18 protein-coding genes are annotated in these 18,842 nt (G+C 42.6%); 11 read left to right on the top strand and 7 right to left on the bottom strand.

Annotated elements, in window-relative coordinates; genetic code table 11:
- Positions 1-15 precede the first annotated feature (15 nt).
- The 5 genes from rnk to ahpF all read left to right on the top strand — a co-directional run bounded on the left by rnk (position 16) and on the right by ahpF (position 5,270).
- Positions 16-420, top strand: a complete 405-nt coding sequence (rnk, locus tag ABZP31_RS09300; RefSeq protein WP_005019540.1) for a nucleoside diphosphate kinase regulator — start codon at positions 16-18, stop codon at positions 418-420.
- Positions 421-625: 205 nt separating this feature from the next.
- Positions 626-1,408, top strand: coding sequence for a tellurium resistance protein (locus ABZP31_RS09295; protein WP_034684975.1), 783 nt, complete (start codon positions 626-628; stop codon positions 1,406-1,408).
- Between the two features lie 23 nt (positions 1,409-1,431).
- The gene (locus tag ABZP31_RS09290) at positions 1,432-2,562 is read left to right on the top strand and encodes a toxic anion resistance protein (RefSeq protein ID WP_034684972.1); all 1,131 of its coding nucleotides are present in this window, start codon (positions 1,432-1,434) and stop codon (positions 2,560-2,562) included.
- Positions 2,563-2,619: 57 nt separating this feature from the next.
- Positions 2,620-3,540, top strand: coding sequence for a hypothetical protein (locus ABZP31_RS09285; protein WP_034684970.1), 921 nt, complete (start codon positions 2,620-2,622; stop codon positions 3,538-3,540).
- Positions 3,541-3,704: 164 nt separating this feature from the next.
- Positions 3,705-5,270: an alkyl hydroperoxide reductase subunit F gene (gene ahpF / locus ABZP31_RS09280; protein WP_005026743.1), complete on the top strand. Its 1,566-nt coding sequence runs from the start codon at positions 3,705-3,707 to the stop codon at positions 5,268-5,270.
- A gap of 210 nt (positions 5,271-5,480) precedes the next feature.
- On the opposite strand, the gene ABZP31_RS09275 is transcribed toward ahpF, so the two are convergent.
- The 3 genes from ABZP31_RS09275 to ABZP31_RS09265 form a co-directional block, all read right to left on the bottom strand.
- Positions 5,481-5,744, bottom strand: a complete 264-nt coding sequence (locus ABZP31_RS09275; RefSeq protein ID WP_005019547.1) for a YfhL family 4Fe-4S dicluster ferredoxin — start codon at positions 5,742-5,744, stop codon at positions 5,481-5,483.
- Between the two features lies 1 nt (position 5,745).
- On the bottom strand, positions 5,746-7,140 hold the full coding sequence (gene yegQ, locus ABZP31_RS09270; protein ID WP_367156792.1) for a tRNA 5-hydroxyuridine modification protein YegQ: 1,395 nt from the start codon (positions 7,138-7,140) through the stop codon (positions 5,746-5,748).
- A 211-nt stretch (positions 7,141-7,351) separates the two neighbouring features.
- Positions 7,352-8,131 (bottom strand): ferredoxin--NADP reductase, encoded by a 780-nt coding sequence (locus ABZP31_RS09265; protein ID WP_119879089.1) that lies wholly within the window; start codon positions 8,129-8,131, stop codon positions 7,352-7,354.
- A 101-nt stretch (positions 8,132-8,232) separates the two neighbouring features.
- Here ABZP31_RS09265 and tsaA point away from each other — a divergent pair, with 101 nt between their 5' ends.
- Positions 8,233-8,934, top strand: a complete 702-nt coding sequence (tsaA, locus tag ABZP31_RS09260) for a tRNA (N6-threonylcarbamoyladenosine(37)-N6)-methyltransferase TrmO (protein ID WP_005406512.1) — start codon at positions 8,233-8,235, stop codon at positions 8,932-8,934.
- A gap of 2 nt (positions 8,935-8,936) precedes the next feature.
- On the opposite strand, the gene ABZP31_RS09255 is transcribed toward tsaA, so the two are convergent.
- Positions 8,937-9,881, bottom strand: a complete 945-nt coding sequence (locus ABZP31_RS09255; RefSeq protein WP_248135360.1) for a sensor domain-containing diguanylate cyclase — start codon at positions 9,879-9,881, stop codon at positions 8,937-8,939.
- A gap of 308 nt (positions 9,882-10,189) precedes the next feature.
- On the opposite strand from ABZP31_RS09255, the gene ABZP31_RS09250 reads away from it, so the two are divergent.
- The 4 genes from ABZP31_RS09250 to ABZP31_RS09235 all read left to right on the top strand — a co-directional run bounded on the left by ABZP31_RS09250 (position 10,190) and on the right by ABZP31_RS09235 (position 14,561).
- Positions 10,190-11,947 carry a GspE/PulE family protein gene (locus ABZP31_RS09250; protein ID WP_248089052.1) on the top strand — a complete coding sequence of 586 codons (1,758 nt, stop codon included), beginning with the start codon at positions 10,190-10,192 and terminating at the stop codon, positions 11,945-11,947.
- A gap of 93 nt (positions 11,948-12,040) precedes the next feature.
- Positions 12,041-12,400 (top strand): NirD/YgiW/YdeI family stress tolerance protein, encoded by a 360-nt coding sequence (locus tag ABZP31_RS09245; RefSeq protein WP_248135364.1) that lies wholly within the window; start codon positions 12,041-12,043, stop codon positions 12,398-12,400.
- 154 nt (positions 12,401-12,554) lie between these two features.
- On the top strand, positions 12,555-13,214 hold the full coding sequence (locus ABZP31_RS09240) for a response regulator transcription factor (RefSeq protein ID WP_005026728.1): 660 nt from the start codon (positions 12,555-12,557) through the stop codon (positions 13,212-13,214).
- A complete protein-coding gene (locus ABZP31_RS09235; protein WP_248135367.1) occupies positions 13,215-14,561 on the top strand; it encodes an ATP-binding protein in 1,347 nt (448 codons plus the stop codon).
- A 65-nt stretch (positions 14,562-14,626) separates the two neighbouring features.
- Here the strand turns inward: ABZP31_RS09235 and hemP are convergent, their stop codons facing one another.
- Positions 14,627-14,797, bottom strand: a complete 171-nt coding sequence (gene hemP, locus ABZP31_RS09230; RefSeq protein WP_005019570.1) for a hemin uptake protein HemP — start codon at positions 14,795-14,797, stop codon at positions 14,627-14,629.
- 137 nt (positions 14,798-14,934) lie between these two features.
- Between hemP and ABZP31_RS09225 the strand changes: the two genes are divergently transcribed.
- The gene (locus ABZP31_RS09225) at positions 14,935-15,834 is read left to right on the top strand and encodes an NUDIX domain-containing protein (protein WP_248135370.1); all 900 of its coding nucleotides are present in this window, start codon (positions 14,935-14,937) and stop codon (positions 15,832-15,834) included.
- A 31-nt stretch (positions 15,835-15,865) separates the two neighbouring features.
- Here ABZP31_RS09225 and ABZP31_RS09220 read toward each other — a convergent pair whose 3' ends face one another.
- Positions 15,866-16,420 (bottom strand): tetratricopeptide repeat protein, encoded by a 555-nt coding sequence (locus ABZP31_RS09220; RefSeq protein WP_034428822.1) that lies wholly within the window; start codon positions 16,418-16,420, stop codon positions 15,866-15,868.
- 18 nt (positions 16,421-16,438) lie between these two features.
- Positions 16,439-18,841 (bottom strand): penicillin-binding protein 1B, encoded by a 2,403-nt coding sequence (mrcB, locus tag ABZP31_RS09215; RefSeq protein ID WP_111281662.1) that lies wholly within the window; start codon positions 18,839-18,841, stop codon positions 16,439-16,441.
- Position 18,842 lies beyond the last annotated feature (1 nt).

The raw sequence follows: 18,842 nt of genomic DNA, 5'->3' as shown, positions 1-18,842 counted from the left end.
AAGGAGTCAGTTTATATGGCTAAACCAAATATTATTATTTCTTCACAGGACTTGCATCGTCTTGAAACCATGCTCGAGCATCAATCTCATATGACTCAGACTATAGAACATCTGGAAGATGAACTTGCTCGGGCTGAAGTAGTAGAGCCACATGAAATACCGGCTAATGTGGTCAGCATGAATACCCGAGTGCTGATCACGATAGCCCCTTCAACTGAACCGACTGAAATCCAGCTAGTTTATCCGCATGATTTTCGCGGTGATAAAGGACAAGTCAATGTACTTGCTCCTATAGGTGCTGCTATTTTAGGGCTGGCTGAAGGTCAGGAAATTGAGTGGCCACAACCTGATGGCCACCTTATGAAAGTAAAAATTGAAAAGGTACTATATCAGCCTGAGCGAGAGGGTGATTATCGTTAGATCAAATGCCGTGAAATTTCACGGCATTATTCTTTGTAGTTATTCAATCAACTATGACAAAACTTAAACGTAAAAACTGCTATTTCGGCTTGTAGTCTGAAAGATTTGGTTTAAATTGAAAATATAGCTTTCAGCTTCACTTCATATTGTTCTGTTATTTTATTATCAGTCTATTTTACTGTTTGAGGCGATACCCGGCGTCTATATGCAGCATTTCCAAGAACTCATTCCATTATCCAAGATTGAGGTTACTCCTCAAGAAACTTTGATCATAAAACGCAATGATCTGGTTCCTCTGATTCATGATCAATACCGGTTAAATCATTATGCCGAGCATCTGGTTCAGGCACAGTCCGTGCTGCTCAGTGGAGTAGACCCTGAATTAACCCGGCAGTTAAGTCAGACTATTGAACAGTTGATTCAGGCTTTAGCTGACTCTAAAAAATATCTGAAAAAACGTAATTTCAATGCACTACAGAAATGGCTGGGAATTGATATCGAGTATCAATCAGGGCAGGTGGAATATTATAGAAATCTGGACCGGTTACTTGCTCAGGCTGATCATTTGAGTCAACGGTTACAGATTGAAATTCAGAAATCACAGGCACGTTTTCAGCAATTACTGGGTTTACGGGAACAAATGGCAAAATATATTTTAGCTGCACAGGAGTTTCTTAATGAATATCCAGCCTTTATTAAAAACCAGCATCCATTAGATAATTTTGCAGAAAGATTATCTAAAAAAATTAATACATTACAAACGTTACAGGCGAGTAATGATATTGCAATTACACAAATACGTCTTTCACAGCAGCTTTCTTTTAGTCTTTTAGACCGGTTTAAAGAAGCTCAGCAAGTACTGATTCCTGCTTGGCAATACCATGTGCAACAGACAAATTTAAAGCATTCCGATGCAGAATTAGAGAAGCTGGATAATAGCCGGGAAAATCTGATCAGAACATTGAAGAAGTCTTTAGAGAAACATTAAAGTAAACCGAAGCAGGGTGAATTATGGCCGATCTGGAAAAAAATGATTTAACGATAGTTACTTCGAGAGACTTATCGGAGCAGGATTTTCAGCAACTAAATTTACAGGAAATAGGGTTAAAGGATTCAGACTTTACAGAAGTCCAGAATGCCCATAAAGAGCTAAATGATATGAGTCATCATACTGTCGCTGAATATGGGAAAAATATTGCGACTAAAACCTCTTCTTATACGGATGAATTGCTAGATTTAGTCCAGAACAAAGACCTTGATGCTACCGGCCAGAAACTCAACCAGGTAGTACAGGTTGCTCAGCAGCTGAATACTTCCAGCATTTTAAACAAACCCAAAAGTTCAGGTTTTCTGGGTAATTTTCTGGGTAAGATTAAAGGTGCCAAACAAAACTTTGACCAGCAGTTTCATACTACTAAAGAGCAGATTGATGTTCTGGTAAAAGAAATTGAAATTTCACAGACCGGGCTAAAAGCCCGGGTTGATACACTGGATAAAATGTTTAATGGGGTACAGGATGAGTATCGGCAGCTGGGTATTTATGTCGCTGCGGGAAAACTTAAACAGCAAGATATTCAGCAGCAAATCGCTAAGCTCAGTGAACAGCCCCAAGACCAGCCGACTACACAAAAAATTTATGATTTAAATCATCTGGCGAATAATCTGGAAAAACGTATCAGTGACCTTCAGGTTTTACAGCAATCTGCTATGCAGACTTTGCCAATGATCCGGATTATTCAGTCCAATAATCTGATGCTGGTGGACAAGTTCTATGCCATTAAAAACATTACCTTACCGGCTTGGAAAAACCAGATCAGTCTGGCTATCTCGCTTAACGAGCAGAAAAATAGTGTACAGCTTGCCAATAGTATTGATGATGCAACCAATGAATTACTACGCCGTAACGCAGAGCTTTTGCATCAGAACTCTGTAGATACTGCTAAAGCCAACCAGCGGTCAGTCATTGATATTGAAACCCTTGAACATGTTCAAAATACCCTCATTAAAACAGTAAATGATGTGATTCAGGTACAGAAAGAAGGTATGCAAAAACGTCAGGAAGCTACCAGCCGATTGCGTATGTTACAAAATAATCTGAATCAGCTTGTGCTTGAATCAAATTCGGGAACAAATAAACCTTAAGCTGTTTTTGTTATATTAATAGCCTAAGTATACCTGATTAATCTTTGGAGATATTATTTGCCACCTTTAGATGAATATGCGTTGAGTTCTAAACAGATCGAAACAGGGATGCTGGTATTGAAAAAGCGTCAGCATAAAGTGATGCTACTTTGCGTAACGACCAGTACTTTATTTATTGCAAGTGTGGTTGCCATATTTTTACAGCAGGATTTTATCTATAGTTTTTTTGGTCTTTCTCAACAAGTAGAACAACTACATTTACCTTTAACTCTCGAAGCTAGCCTGACAGATCTTGCACCACAACACGATTATTTTTTTAATTTGCTGTCATGGTTTGGCTGGTTATTCTTAAAACTGTTTGCAGCTTTCTTTGGTGCATTTTTCACAGTTTATTTTCTCAGAAAATTTCATTTTTTTTATATTCGCTTTCAGTCATTTATTTTAAAATTCGTTGGCTGGCTCATTGCATTTATCATCATCTGGTCAGGTTTGACTTATGTGCAATATGACCTGAACAATGAAGAAAAAGAAGCTGCGCATGAGCTGGTATATTATGAACGTAATATTCAAGATAGTGCGATTGCGCACTACTTGGCTGAGGAAAATGTAGAAAAACCGGTCCAAGCTTATATACTCGCGCAAACGGCCTTATTGCACCAGCCTGCAGATAAAAATATAGCTATTCCCTATATAGTGGAGCTGGTCAAAGCAGAGAAGACTGATCCAGACTTTATTGAGTATGGTTTTAAACCAGAACAGCTTTGGGTCATGCAGCACCAGGTTTATGGAAAGGCTTTAACACCGTTAGCTCAAAGTGTTGAGCCACAGGTAAGACAGGCTCAACAGCTTTCATATTGGGCAAATATTATAATCATAGCTATAAGTTTACTGAGCGCTGTTTTAAGCCTGATTTTTTATTTACTGTCTCACCGTCTGCAATTGAGAACCGAGCGAATTACACACCGCCTAAACAGCTAAGTGATGAAAAACAAGATCAGAACAGGCCCGAAAAACCGGCTCTGTTCTTTAATAACAATTCTTAAAACCGATTGTATTTATAAAAACATATTGTTTTACCTATTAATGGCTTTGCAGTATCATCAATTCATTCCTTAATATTGACTCCTTTGGAGAAGTTAGCAATGTTAGACCAAAATACTTCAGCACAACTTAAAACATTACTCGAACGTCTGGAAAGCCCGATTGAACTGGTTGCCTCTTTAGATGGCTCTGACAAGTCAGATAAAATCAAAGAGCTGGTCAATGAAATTGCCGCCCTGTCTGATCAGGTGACTGCACGCCTTGATGGCCAGCACAGCCGCCGCCCAAGCTTTGGTGTGGCCAAAGCCGGTGAGCAGCCCCGGGTATTCTTTGCCGGCCTGCCGATGGGGCATGAGTTCACCTCGCTGATTCTGGCCCTGTTGCAGGTTTCCGGATACGCTCCCAAAGTCTCTGACGAGGTACTGGCACAGATTAAAGCGCTCAACCTGACTGCTGACTTTGAAGTATTCGTGTCACTGAGCTGTCATAACTGTCCGGATGTGGTGCAGGCCCTCAACCTGATTGCCATCTATAACCCGGGCACCACTGCCACCATGATTGACGGGGCCTTCTTCCAGGAAGAAGTCGAACAGCGCAAGATCATGGCGGTTCCAATGCTGTTCCAGAACAGCCAGCACATTGGTCAGGGACGTATGACCCTGGAAGAGATTATTGCCAAGCTGGACAGCGGTGCGGCGGCCAAAGATGCAGAGAAACTCAATGCCAAGGCAGCCTTTGATGTTCTGGTGATTGGTGGCGGCCCAGCCGGGAATACTGCTGCCATCTATGCAGCGCGTAAAGGTATCCGTACCGGGATCGTGGCTGAACGCTTCGGTGGACAGGTGATGGACACCATGGATATTGAAAACTTTACCTCGGTCACCAAAACCCAGGGGCCAAAGTTTGCTGCGGCCATGGAAGAGCATGTGCGTGAGTATGAAGTCGACATCATGAACCTGCAGAAAGTTGCCAGCATTAAAGGCGCAGAAGAAACGGCCAGTGGTCTGGTTGAAGTGACTCTGGACAATGGTGCCCGACTGGAATCTAAAACAGTGATTCTCTCTACCGGTGCACGCTGGAGACAGATGAATGTACCGGGCGAGCAGGAATATGCGACCCGTGGTGTTGCCTACTGCCCGCACTGTGACGGTCCGCTGTTCAAGGGCAAACGGGTGGCAGTGATTGGTGGCGGTAACTCCGGGGTTGAGGCAGCGATTGATCTGGCCGGTATTGTTGAGCATGTGACCCTGCTTGAGTTTGCTGATACTTTACGTGCAGATCAGGTATTGCAGGACAAGCTGGCGAGCCTGCCGAACACGACAGTAATCAAGTCTGCGCTGACCACCGAGGTGGTGGGAGACGGCTCACAGGTGACTGCACTGCGTTATCAGGACCGGGTATCTGGAGAGGACAGGGAGATTGAACTGGCGGGTATCTTTGTACAGATTGGTCTGCTGCCGAACACTGACTTTCTGAAAGGGTCAGAAGTCGAGCTGAGTAACCGCGGTGAGATTGTGGTGAATGAGCGTAACGAGACCAATGTAAAAGGTGTATTTGCAGCGGGTGACTGTACAACGGTACCGTACAAGCAGATCATCATTGCTACAGGTGAAGGTGCAAAAGCGTCGCTCTCTGCTTTTGATTACATTATCCGCTCCGGTCAGTAACCAGATAAACTGAGGGACTCCGGTTTCTCAGCTTGATAATTTTATTTATGTTTTACCTCTTTACGGAATCTGGTCTCGCTAACAGCCAGGTTCCTTTTTTATATTCAATACATTAAGAATAAATGCAGAAAAGCCAAAGTGCCCCCACACTTTGGCTTTTATCTGTTATATAGCTTTGGCTATAAATCTCTATTTTTAGTATTTAAGGTTTTATTCGTTTTGCTTTTTAAACTGGTTCAGATGTTTAAATTTTTCCAAAAGCTGTTCCTGAGTTTCTATATATTGAGGATTAAGCTCGATACAGTCAATTGGACAGACAGCCATACAGGTTTCCTGTTCATAAAATCCTACACATTCAGTACAGCGTTCTGCATCAATTTCATAGATTTTTATACCCTCATAAATAGCATCGTTCGGGCATTCTGGTAGACACATATCACAGTTAATACATTGCTGCGTAATATGAAGAGCCATATTATTCTGCTGTATATGCTAATGAGGCGGCAGAGATATCTACAGCCGAGTTTGGAAGATTACGAATGAGCAGGGCATATTGTATATCGACCTCTGCTGGTATAGGAATCTCGACAATATGTCCTGAACCTTTAGCTTCCATAATCAGGTTCCCATTTTTGTCTTTTATTTCAGCCAGAGTAAAAGTGATATTACCTCGCGTAGTCATCAACTCTAAAGAATCGCCCACCGTAAAACGGTTTTTTACATCAATCTGGATGTAATCACCATTCCGCTCCAAAACTTCACCACAGAACTGCTGATGATCGAAGCGGGATGAGCCGGTGGTATAATTTTGATATTCACTATGTACATGTCGACGCAGAAAGCCTTCAGTATATCCCCGGTTGGCCAGATCTTCTAACTGTGTAAATAGTGATGTATCAAAAGGTCGACCTGCCAGTGCATCATCAATCGCTTTGCGATAGATCTGGGCAGTGCGTGCACAGTAAAAATAAGATTTGGTACGACCTTCGATCTTGAGAGAATGTACACCCATTTTAGTTAGCCGTTCTACATGCTGTACCGCACGCAAATCTTTCGAGTTCATAAAGTAGGTGCCATGTTCATCTTCTTCTGCTGCAAACATATCTTCTTCATTGCGCTGTAACAGTACGGGCTCTTTAACCTGTTGCTGGCCAAGCATATGTTGCTGGTCTACTTCAGTCTTGTTACAGCAACCTTTAGGCACATCTTGTAGAGCAATTATGTCACCTGTTTCATCTTCAATAGCATTATGAATTCTATACTCCCAGCGACAGGCATTGGTACATGCACCCTGGTTTGCATCACGCTTATTCATATAACCAGACAGCAGGCAGCGGCCTGAATAAGCCATACACAGGGCACCATGTACAAAAACCTCAATTTCCATATCGGGTACGTTTTGTTTGATTTCTTCTATTTCTTCAAGAGAAAGTTCACGTGATAGAATCACGCGCGTAAGCCCCATGGTTTTCCAGAATTTAACAGTCGCCCAGTTTACTGCATTAGCCTGCACAGAGAGATGAATGGGCATATCAGGAAAATGTTCACGTGCCATCATGATGAGGCCCGGATCGGACATAATGAGTGCATCCGACTTCATGGCAACTACAGGTGCCAGATCACGTATAAAATTTTTAAGCTTGCTATTATGTGGCTGAATATTCACGACTACATAAAACTTTTTACCTAACTGATGTGCCTCTTCAATACCTGTTTTTAGATTGTCATGATCAAATTCGTTGTTACGAACACGCAGACTGTAACGTGGTTGACCTGCATAGACTGCATCTGCACCATAGGCAAAAGCATAACGCATATTTTTAAGTGAGCCGGCAGGAGAGAGAAGTTCGGTAACGTAAGAGAGAGTCATGGCAATAAAGCAAAAGGCATAAATAAAATATGGCTTTATTGTATGGATTTGAAAAAAGGATTCAACCCAGTAAAACAGTTGGGATTTTTAGAATTATCAGGTTAAGAAAGCTTCTGATTTAAGTCTGGCGAATGAAATCTTAAATTTTAGTAGAAAGTTTTTTTTATAATAAAAACCGGGCATTATCGCCCGGTTTTTCATTTAACTCATCTTATTTTTCAACAAAAGCCCGTTCAATAACGTAATCGCCCATTTCACCCATACGCGGCGATTCCTTCAGGCCATGCTGATCTAGCAAACCGGCAACATCACGCAGAAAGTGCGGACTGCCGCATAGCATTGCACGGTCATCTTCACGATTAAATGCAGGCAGATTTAAATCTTCAAAAATTTTCCCAGATTCGATCAGAGCGGTTAAACGGCCTTGAGTTTTGAACTCTTCACGGGTTACAGTCGGGTAGTACACCAGTTTATCTTGAATACCTAAGTCCTGGAAAAACTCATTATTTGGTAATTCATTTAAAATCAGGTCCTGATAAGCCAGTTCAGAAATGTAACGTGTACCATGTACAACAATAACTTTCTCAAAGCGTTCATAAGTTTCAGGATCACGAATAACAGACAGGAAGGGAGCTAGGCCAGTTCCTGAGGAAAGTAGCCATAGATTTTTGCCTGGCAGCAGATCATCAAGTACCAGTGTACCTGTCGGTTTGCGTGAGACCAGAATCTCATCACCCACCTGAACTTTCTGCAAAATTGAAGTAAGTGGGCCATCTTGTACTTTAATCGAGAAAAATTCCAGTTCTTCTTCATAGTTTGCACTGGCGATAGAATAAGCTCGCATTAATGGCTTGCCATTGACTTCAAGTCCAATCATCACAAACTGCCCATTTTTAAAACGTAGACTCGGATCACGAGTTGTTTTAAAACTAAATAGCGTGTCATTCCAGTGGTGAACGTGAGTAATCTTTTCGACGTTAAACGCAGCCATTAAAGGTCTCAATTATCTATCAAATTAAACAGCTTGCTATTCTAATCTAAAAACATTCTCGATAAACTGAATATATTTAATTGTGTTTATAAGCAAAAGTGATGAAGCCTACTGTATCACTCCCTATTATCGGGTATATGAAATCTCCCTATCAGGAAAAGTTTGGAATACCGCGCCAGCCTAATCTGGTTCAGATTGAGTCCTATATTGATATGTTACCTCCCTATAATGATCTGCTGGCATTTGCAGGTATTGAGGCGTTTAGCCATCTATGGCTGGTATGGCAGTTCCATGACAATAAATCTCAGGACCAGACTGATAAGTTTAGGCCTCAAGTGCGTCCACCACGTCTAGGGGGTAATAAAAAGCTTGGGGTGTTTGCAACCCGAAGTATGTACCGTCCAGCGCCAGTGGGCCTGTCAGTGGTACAGCTTAAAGAAGTAAAAAAAGTGGGCAAAGCACTGCGAGTTTATGTTACCGGAAGCGATCTGCTTGATGGCACCCCCGTTCTGGATATCAAACCCTATATTCATTATTCAGATGCTATTCCCCATGCACAGAGCGGTTATGCGCAGGAAGAGCCACTTCGCAAAGAAGTAAGCTGGTCGGAAGAGGCTTTAATAAAACAGCAAGTGCTTGAGCTGAGTGATCAACTTATTCAGGAGTTAAATGATGTTTTATCATTTGATCCACGTCCGGCTTATCAGGAAGATCCTGAACGTATTTATAAGATGAAGTTTGCTTGTCTTGATATTAGCTTTAGCGTACAGGCAGAGCAGATTATTATTATTGACCTTGTCTGAAATTAGTTCAGATTGGATTTGATACGGCGTTTATGTTCAAACATCTTCTGATCGGCTTCTGTGACAGCAGTCAATAAGCCTTTAGAGGGATGCCGCATAACATAACCGACAGCGGCACTAACGCCACCTTCTTCCAGTGCTTTTAACATCCGCTGCAATAGAAGTTCTGCGCCTGCCTGGTTGTTCTCAATACTGAGAATACCAAATTCATCACCGCCAAGCCGAGCAACAATATCATTGCTACGAGCATTATTCTTTAATATCTCAGCAGCCTGTCGAATAAAACGGTCTCCTGCTACATGCCCCAGGTTGTCATTTACTTCTTTTAGACCGTTCAGATCAATAATAAAGACCGCAGCAGGATGTCCATGCCGTTTACAGCGTTCTTCTTCTGCATTAACCAGCCTGTCCCAAGCCCGACGGTTATATAAACCGGTCAGTACATCACTTAAAGCTTCAACCTGTAGACGCTCATACTGGCGGATCTGCTCATTTTCACGTAGTTCAACCTGTAAAATCCGGCTAAGCAGGCCACCGAAAACTTCAATCAGGTCAGCATCATGGATAATTGAATCAGGTTTGGGATGAGGATCAATGGCACAGAGTGTACCAAACAGACTGCCATCTTCATTAAGCAACGGCTGGCCAATATAAGCTCTGATACTGACTTGCTTGGCAATAGGCGCCGCTGCATATAAGGGTATATCTTCAGAGCGGGGTACAATTTTAGGAGCATCACCAGTAACCATATGTGCACAAAAAGAATCTGCCCAGCGAAAGACCTGACCAGGCTGGATGTCATAACCCGTCGTTTCACTTTGTAAAACAATCCAGTTATCACTTCCCACCCGTGTAATCATCCATAAACTGAAGCCGAAGCGTTTATGCAAATAACTTAATACGGCTTTACCGGCTTCCTGAAAACTTCCGAAATTCGCATTGCTCATCCATTGAACCTATAGTGTAAATACCTGGCGAAGAGTTAGTTATTCATTTAATTTAAAGTATTTTATTTAATTAAAAAACTGGTATTAATGATTTTAAAATAATCTAAGTATAATAATAATTGAAGTTTAAGGCAGAAATGATAATATTTTGTCTTACAAGATTAACACTTTACTTCTAAAAGCTTTTTATATCTTTAAAAAATAATATTTTTTATATTAACTATAAACAATCTATTAATTTTATATGGCCCTGTACTGCATCAGAAAATAACTCTGTTATAGTATTTAAGGATGCAGGGGATATAATAGTGAAGTTTAATTTTGAAATAGATACGGTCTGGTGCCTGGACCATTTACAAAAAGACGGCCGGATTACCGAGCGCGACAAACATTTGGTTCAGACCACCCAGCGGCAAAAACAGCATTTTAAATGGCATCCCCTGCAATGGATTGCAAATTTTAATCTCAAAGATCAACAGCATCCATTGTTATCCCTGACATTAACTCGCTTATGCCAATGGCTGGCCGAAAAAGCTGAAATTCCTTTCTATGTTATTGATCCTTTAAAAGCAGATGTAACTGCACTGACTGGAATCATGTCGCAGGAATTTGCTGTTAAAAATCATATTTTAGCAGTAGAGGTTCAGGCAGATCAGGTATTGATTGGTACAGACCAGCCTTTTATGACTGAATGGATTACTAATCTTGAACGAAGCTTAAAGCCTAAAAAAATCCAGCAAGTGCTCCTTAACCCTGAACAGTTGCAGCGGTATCTAGTGGAATACTATCAGGTTAGCCGCGCGGTCAGCTCTTCTCAGAAAAGCAGCACACACGATCGTACTAATAAAGGCGTAGAGGCACTCTTACAACTGGGTGATACTCAGAATCCTGATGCTAATGACCAGCATATTGTAAAATTGGTGGACTGGATTTTACAGTTTGCATTTGAGCAGGGAGCCAGTGATATTCATCTGGAACCACGTAAAGATAACGGCAAAATCCGCTTTCGGATAGATGGGGTATTGCATACGATTTACAACATGCCGGCCAGTACACTGACGGCAGTAATTTCCCGGTTAAAAATTTTGGGGCGTCTGAATGTTGCTGAAAAGCGCAAACCGCAAGATGGCCGTTTGAAAACGCGTACACCTAAAGGCCAAGAAACGGAACTGCGCTTATCGACCTTACCTACGGCGTTTGGGGAAAAATTGGTTATGCGGATTTTTGACCCTGAAGTCTTGGTCCGTAGCTTTCAGCAATTGGGTTTTGAAGGGCGTCTGCTTAATGCATGGCAGGAAATGACTCAGCATAGTCACGGTATTATACTGGTGACTGGCCCGACTGGTTCAGGGAAAACCACAACGCTATATTCTTCCCTCAAACAGCTGGCAACCGAACAGGTTAATGTCTGTACCATAGAAGACCCGATCGAGATGCTGGAGCCAAGCTTTAACCAGATGCAGGTGAATCATGGAATTGACCTGGGTTTCGCAGACGGGGTACGTGCCCTGATGCGACAAGACCCTGATATTATTATGGTTGGTGAAATCCGAGATCAGGATACAGCCAATATGGCAATTCAGGCAGCCTTAACTGGACATCTGGTCTTGTCAACTTTGCATACCAATGACGCGCCTTCTAGCTTAACCCGTTTACATGATCTCGGTGTGCAGCCTTTTTTGACTTCAGCCACAATCTTAGGCGTATTGGCTCAGCGTTTGGTTCGTACCTTATGCCCTCACTGTAAAGAAAAGGGGCAAATTAATGAACATCAATGGGAACATTTAACTTTTGACTATATTATGGAAGTTCCAGATACAATTTATCAGGCAGTGGGCTGTGAAGTCTGTCGTAACACAGGTTATAAAGGCAGAATAGGTCTTTATGAGTTTATGCCAGTCAGTCTGGCACTCAAACAGCAGATCAGTCTTGATGCATCGCTCGATCAGATTCGTCAGCAGGCCAAAAAAGAAGGGGTGGAGCCATTGCGTATTGCAGGCGCCCGGAAGGTAATTGCAGGCTTAACCACACTCGAGGAAGTATTACGGGTAGTGCCTTTAAATTAATAAAATAATTTTTGATTTCTTAAGATTCAATTCATCTTTAGCTGTTTTAATACTCTTATTCAATAATGAGTAAATAAACGAGGTAAAGTGCGTATGAATATGGCGAAACTGGCTTTGTTAACAGGTGCTCTAAGTATTGGTGGTGTGGCTATGGCAAATACTGCCGTGAATCATGCAGCAATCAAAACGGCCCAGGTTACTACGGTAAAACAGGCACTGACCGCAAAAGATGATACCCGTGTGCAATTGCGTGGTCAGGTGGTAAAAGCTTTAGGCGATGAGAAATATCAATTCCGTGACCGGACTGGCACAATTACTGCCGATATTGATGATGAATTATGGCAAGGTAAACCTATTTCTCCAACTACCACCATAACATTGACCGGCGAAGTTGATATCGACTATAAACCGACTAAACGTGTAGAAATTGATGTAGATTCAGTGAAATTTTAAAGTTTTTAAGCTGTAGTTGTTTCGTGTTTTGTTAATCCTCCTTAGAAACCACATTACTTGCCATTTTAGTAATGTGGTTTTTTTATTGGGCTTTGAATATTTCAACTTTTCAGGGCACTATCAAGATACATAAAAACAGAGATATAAAATAAGGATGAGAATTTTACTAGTTGAAGATGATACCTCTCAAGGTGAAAGTATAAAGACCTGGCTGGAACTGGACGGTTATAGTGTAGATTGGGTAGAGCGGGGAGATTATGCGATGACTGCTCTTAAACAGCACGACTATGAATGTATTCTGCTCGACCGGGGGTTGCCTTATGCCAGTGGTGATGAAATTTTAAAGACCCTGCGACAACATCAGGCCCAGACTCCTGTTATTTTTCTGACAGCCCGTGACAGTATCAGTGACCGGGTGGAAGGATTAGACCTCGGTGCCAATGATTATCTGGTCAAGCCATTTAGCCTGGAAGAACTTTCAGCACGTATACGTAGCCAGATGAGAAACCTGCAAGCGGGACAAAGCCAGACACTGATATGGAATAATATTTGTCTGGATCCGAAAGCAAAAACGGTACAGCAGGAAGGCGAAAGCCGTGACCTGACAGCCAGAGAATTCCAGATTTTGTATAAGTTGATGCAACATCCGAATCATGTGGTGACACGTGAACAGCTGGAAGAGTCGATTTACGCTTGGGGGGATGAAGTCGAAAGTAACGCCATTGAAGTCTATATTTATCAATTACGCAAAAAGTTAGGTAGCCACACAATCAGGACTATTCGTGGTTTAGGTTACCGTATGGGCGAAGCCTAAATGAATACAAAGCCAGATTCTTTACAGTCTCAACTCATCCGTACTACTATGCTGGGCAGTATTTTGGCAGGACTGCTGGCCTTTTTGCTGCTGATTGGTATTGCTGTTTATCATGCCATGCAGGTTCATGACGAGATTATGGACGAACTCGCAGATACATTGTTGGTTTCTGATTTGTCTGCGAATTCGGGACAGCTTGACGAACTGAGTAATGAATTTGATATTCAGTATCAACTAAACTGGCAAGGGCGTACGCTGGCCCATTCTACCCACTTACAGCAACAGCTTTTTAACAACCTGTCACAAGATTTTGGACTGGTCTGGAAAAATGGTCACTTGTGGCGTAGCTATACGGCGCAGACTAACGATGAACAGTTGAAGGCTGAACTGATCCAGCCCTTGGCTGTTCGTTTTAAGGATATTATCAGAAGTATTCTGATTTACGCTGTTGTATTGTTGCTGGTCTGGCTGGTTCAATGGCTATGGAGTCATTTTGGTATACAGCGGCAGTTGCGTTCCTTAAAAAAGCTTAGTCGAACGATTGCCCAGAAGTCACCAACCGATTTACAACCCATTGAACAGCAGCCTTTAGTACAGGAGATTGAACCTGTTATAAATTCGCTGAATCAGTTATTGAGCCGGCTGGATCGGGCATTGACTGCCGAGCAACGCTTCACAGCCGATGCATCCCATGAATTGCGTTCACCCTTATCTGCAATTGCCATGCGTTTACAGGTTTTAAAACGTAAATATAGCCACATTCCTGAACTTGTTCCTGACTTGTTAGCTATTCAGAATGATGTGACCCGTAGTACCCGGGTGTTGGAAAATTTGTTATTACTGGCCAGACTTGACCCTGCTGCACATCAGCAGATGCTTGGTAGTCTGCTACAGCTCCAGCCACTTATTGATGAGGTTGTATGCTCACTGGAACTTTTTGCACAGGAGCGTCAAGTAAGTATTCACCAGATGGCTGCATTACCACACGCAGAAATATATGGAAATCAGGAACTCTTATTTACCTGTATCCGTAACCTGATTGATAATGCAATCCGCTATGCACCTGAACACGGTGCGGTTTATATCACCTTAAAAGACGAGCAGCATCACTACCGGTTAATGATTGAAGATAACGGAGCAGGGGTAGATTCAAATACTTTAGAGCGTTTAGGCGAGCGTTTCTTTCGTGGATTAGGTACACGAACATCAGGCTCAGGTCTGGGCCTGTCTATAGCCCGAAAAATTATGGAACTACATAGAGGATATATCGAATTTACCCCCTCAGACTATGGTGGTTTAAAGGTTACCTTATTGTTTTTAAAAGCCCATCAGATAGAATACAAATAAAAAAACAGTATGGGAGAGCCATACTGCCTGTTTCCACGTTTATTATTTTTTGAAGCTGTAAATAGTTATTTGGTTAGAATTAAACGATTGTTGCGGGTCAGACGTAAGCGGTACTCTTCACCCGCATGCATAATACGGATTTCACGCCCGAGTGCAAAAAGATTGCTGGATTGTAACATTGGCAGAGAAGTGCTGGCTTGAGTCTGGCGTGCAAATAGGTTGAATGGTGCGTTCATTTGTTATAGCTCCGTGGTGTGCGAGAATTCAAATAAATGATAATCATTATCGAATGAGTCTGTCAAATAGAATTTTAAGAATTTATAAACTTCTTATTTTTGCTTACACTAAGTAAAAGCTTATCTCGGATTATTCAATGTCTAAGCCTATCGTGCATGTTGCTGTCGCTTTATTGTTTTATCATTCAAAAGTATTGGTTGGCTGGCGAGAAGCTAAGCAGCACCAAGGTAACAAGTATGAGTTTCCAGGCGGAAAAGTTGAAGGGAATGAAACTCCTGAAGAAACCTGTCGGCGTGAAATTTATGAAGAAGTCGGGGTTGGCTTGAGTGACTGGCATCCTTTTAGCCTGATCTGTCATGAATATGACGATATTACAGTACATTTGCATCTGTTCTTTGCACATGTACCAGAGGAGATGTTAAACCAGATTCAGAAACCATGGGCTTGGTACACACGTGAACAATTACAAACACTTGATTTTCCAGATGCTAATCAGCCAGTGATTGAGCGGTTATATTGGCCACATTCAATCAGGATTGGTACAGAACTTTCAGCGATAGAGCAATTAGCTCAAGATATGCTCTTTTACTGGCGGCCTGAACAGGCTGAAATTGATAAAAATTGGCTTTTGGAATATAGCATTCAGCAACTAAATAAATTAATAGTGCCTTATCAAGTCTGGCGGTCTCTTAATGTTGAACAGCAACATCACATCGCTGCTGTACATTTAAAACAGTCTGAACAGATGTCTCTGAAAAAAGGCGAACTATGTATTGGGATTCGTTATATTGCTGCCTGCCATGATGCTGCTTCAGTACAGCATGCTGTTCAAATCGGGTGCGAGGCTGTACTTATTAGCCCTGTACAGGCTACTCCGACTCATCCAGAAGCACCAGCATTAGGCTGGGATGCATTTGCAGAACTTGCTCATCAGGCCGATGTGCCCGTTTTTGCTCTAGGCGGATTGTCTAGAGAGGATCTGGAGTGTGCCCGGCAGTACGGCGCCTATGGTATTGCCGGAATCCGTCATATTTAAGTAAAGAAACCAGTTTAAACAGGTCAAGAAGCTAGAATGTATTCAAAGCTGTTTTGGCTTCTTGAATGCTTTTACTGTTTTTCTGAGATTGAGCCGCTTTTAAGATATTTAACCAGAGCTGCTTTTTCATTGGATTGCTCTGTGCATAGCTTAAGCCCCGGCGAGCCAGTGCTTCCGCATTAGCTGGCTTGTTTTGTCTATTAGCAATCATTGAAAGATACAAGAAGGTTTCAGCGGACTGAGGGGCCAGTCTTTGTGCCTGCAATGCATAGCTTTCAGCCTGAGACCATTGGCCCTGTTTATAAGCAGTTTGTGTCTGCAGCATCATTTTCCGGAATACAGGAAGTTCACGACCATCCTTGAACTGCTGTTGAACCTTTTGCTCAGGCACCACTATTTGCACCTTCTGGCGTTTAATTTCTTCCGGTTCATACGGAGTAATTTTTACGCCCGAAGGTGTAGCCTGCACTTCAGGAACAGGTCTTGGTGCCGGTTTTTGTTCTTCAGGCTGAGGTAGAGGCGCCGTCTGACAGCCAGCCACTCCAAGCAATGCTAAGGCAAATATGCCAGGTTTTATATGATTCACAAATTTTCTCTATAGCATTTAATTTTCATAACTTCCGCTTGAGATGATTCGGCCTTCAGAAGACGGTAACGTCTGTTCCATTTCAGTCTCGCTTTCACGGATATAGTTTTCGATACTATCTTCTTCAGGCGCGGGTGAGTCGTTATGTTCGGTATCAGGTGTGTAAACTGGCTCGACCTGATAATGTGATAGGCCACAGGCAGTAGCTCGGCGTGGTACTGTATGACGCAGTATAGGAATGTACATGGCGCCTTCACAGCCCTGAGCAGATAAATGACCGGTAGCGCGGTCAATCCAGTGCCACTGTACATTATCAGTCTGGCGCAGATTGACCGGTTCCTGCTTCAACTGTTTCATTACATTAATCCATACCGGCAATGCACCTGTAGAACCAGTAAGGCCTGTTATCTTGTTATTGTCTAGCCCTAGCCATACTACTGCCAGATGATTGCCTGAATAGCCTGCAAACCATGAGTCACGTGTGTCATTGGTGGTACCTGATTTACCGGCCAGTTTAAGGCTGGCTGGAAAACTGTTATATGCAGAACGCCCAGTACCAATGTTCATGACCTGCTGCAGGCCATAGTTTAGAATATAGGCACTCGACGGGTCGATGGTCTGCTGTACATCCAGTCCGTAACGGTCCAATAGCCGGCCATCTGCATCTACTACTGTACGTATGGCACGTGGTGGATATTTGAAACCACCAGTCGCGAAGTTTTCATAAATACTCATGACTTCCATTGGCGACATTTCGACAGCGCCCAGGAAAATAGACGGAAAGGCTGGAATGTTTGAAGTCACTCCAAATTTTCTTAACTGATTGGTAAATGTCGAGAGACCAAATTCCTGACCAAGTCGTACAGCAGACAGATTATAAGAGTTAGCCAGCGCCTGCATCATGCTGACTACACCATATTCACCACCCGCATAATTCTTGGGTGTCCATTCCTTGCTTTTATCTATTGGAATACTGATAGCAGCATCCTGAATTGAACTGGCCCAGGTATAACGCCCTGACTCAATAGCACTCAGATAGATCACCGGTTTTAAAAGTGATCCTACTTGACGTTTGGCATCAAGAGCACGGTTAAAGCCAGTAAAATCCTGAGTTGAACCAACAGCAGCTATGAGTTCTCCATTCTCCGGATGAGCAATCAGTACTGCACCCTGCAGGTTTTTTAAACGGCCTGGATTACGCTTGGATAAACGTTCTACAGAATTTTTGAAAGCTGTCTGCACACGGGTCTGGGCAATCGGGTCAAGTGTTGTAAAAATACGCAAGCCTCGATTGGTCAGGTCGCCATCCTGATATTCGGTACGTAGCTGACGGCGTACGATATCGAGGAAATCTGGAAATTTGGCTGGTCCTAAAGTTGGCTTGCTAATTACATTTAATGGGCGGGCACTTTCTTCTTCATATTCAGCTTCAGTCAAGTAACCCATCACCTGCATGTTTTTTAGTACTACATTGCGGCGTTTCTTAGCCGCTTCAGGATTACGCCACGGGTTATATAAGGAAGGACCCTGTACCAGGCCTACCAGGAAAGCCTGCTGTGAAATATTCAGTTCACGTAAAGGCAGACCAAAATAGAATTGGGAAGCCAGACCGTAACCATTAATTGAATAATTACCATTCTGGCCCAGATTTACTTCATTCAGGTATGCTTCCAGAATTTCATCTTTGTCATAATGAAGTTCGATGAGCATGGCCATCAGGGCTTCATTAATCTTTCGTTTATAGGTTTTTTCAGGTGACAGGTAAAAGTTTTTAACCAACTGCTGGGTCAGAGTAGATCCACCCTGGCGGCGTCCACCAGTCAGGTTGCTGACCAGAGCCCGGGCAATGCCTCGTACTGAAACACCATGATGATGATAGAAGTTCCGATCTTCAGTCGCAATTAAAGCTTCAATGAGCGGTTTTGGTACACGGTTCAGTTTAATCAGAACCCGGTCTTCATTATGCTGCGGATAAATACCGCCAATCAATAAGGGCTCCAGACGGGTAATACCACTTGTAGAGGGTTTGGTTGTGCGTACTTCGCTGATCTTCTGGTCATTAAAAGTTAATTCCAGAATCTGTTCTGGTTCTACGCTATCACCAAAATCAAAGCCCCGGGTATGGACATATAAGGTATTCCCCTGAGATACATATGAACCTGACTTATCATAACTACTTGCCGATTTATAGCCGAGCAGTTTAAGTTCTTGGGCAAAGTCCTGCTGATTGACCGGAGCATTGGTATAAATTTCCAGAGGGCGAGCGAAAACTTTCGCCGGAATATCCCAGCGCTGTCCTTCAAATTTGTCCCGGATAATATTATCTAAGCGGATTAAATATATTCCAAAGGCGACAAAGCCCCCAATAATAAGCACTGAAAAAATGAGTGCAATCAAGCCAATACCACGTTCAAACTTCATA

Source organism: Acinetobacter sp. FL, assembly GCF_040744925.1.
GTDB lineage: Bacteria > Pseudomonadota > Gammaproteobacteria > Pseudomonadales > Moraxellaceae > Acinetobacter > Acinetobacter radioresistens.
Note: the sequence above shows the minus strand (reverse complement) of the source record. Positions and strands in the feature narration are given on the sequence as shown.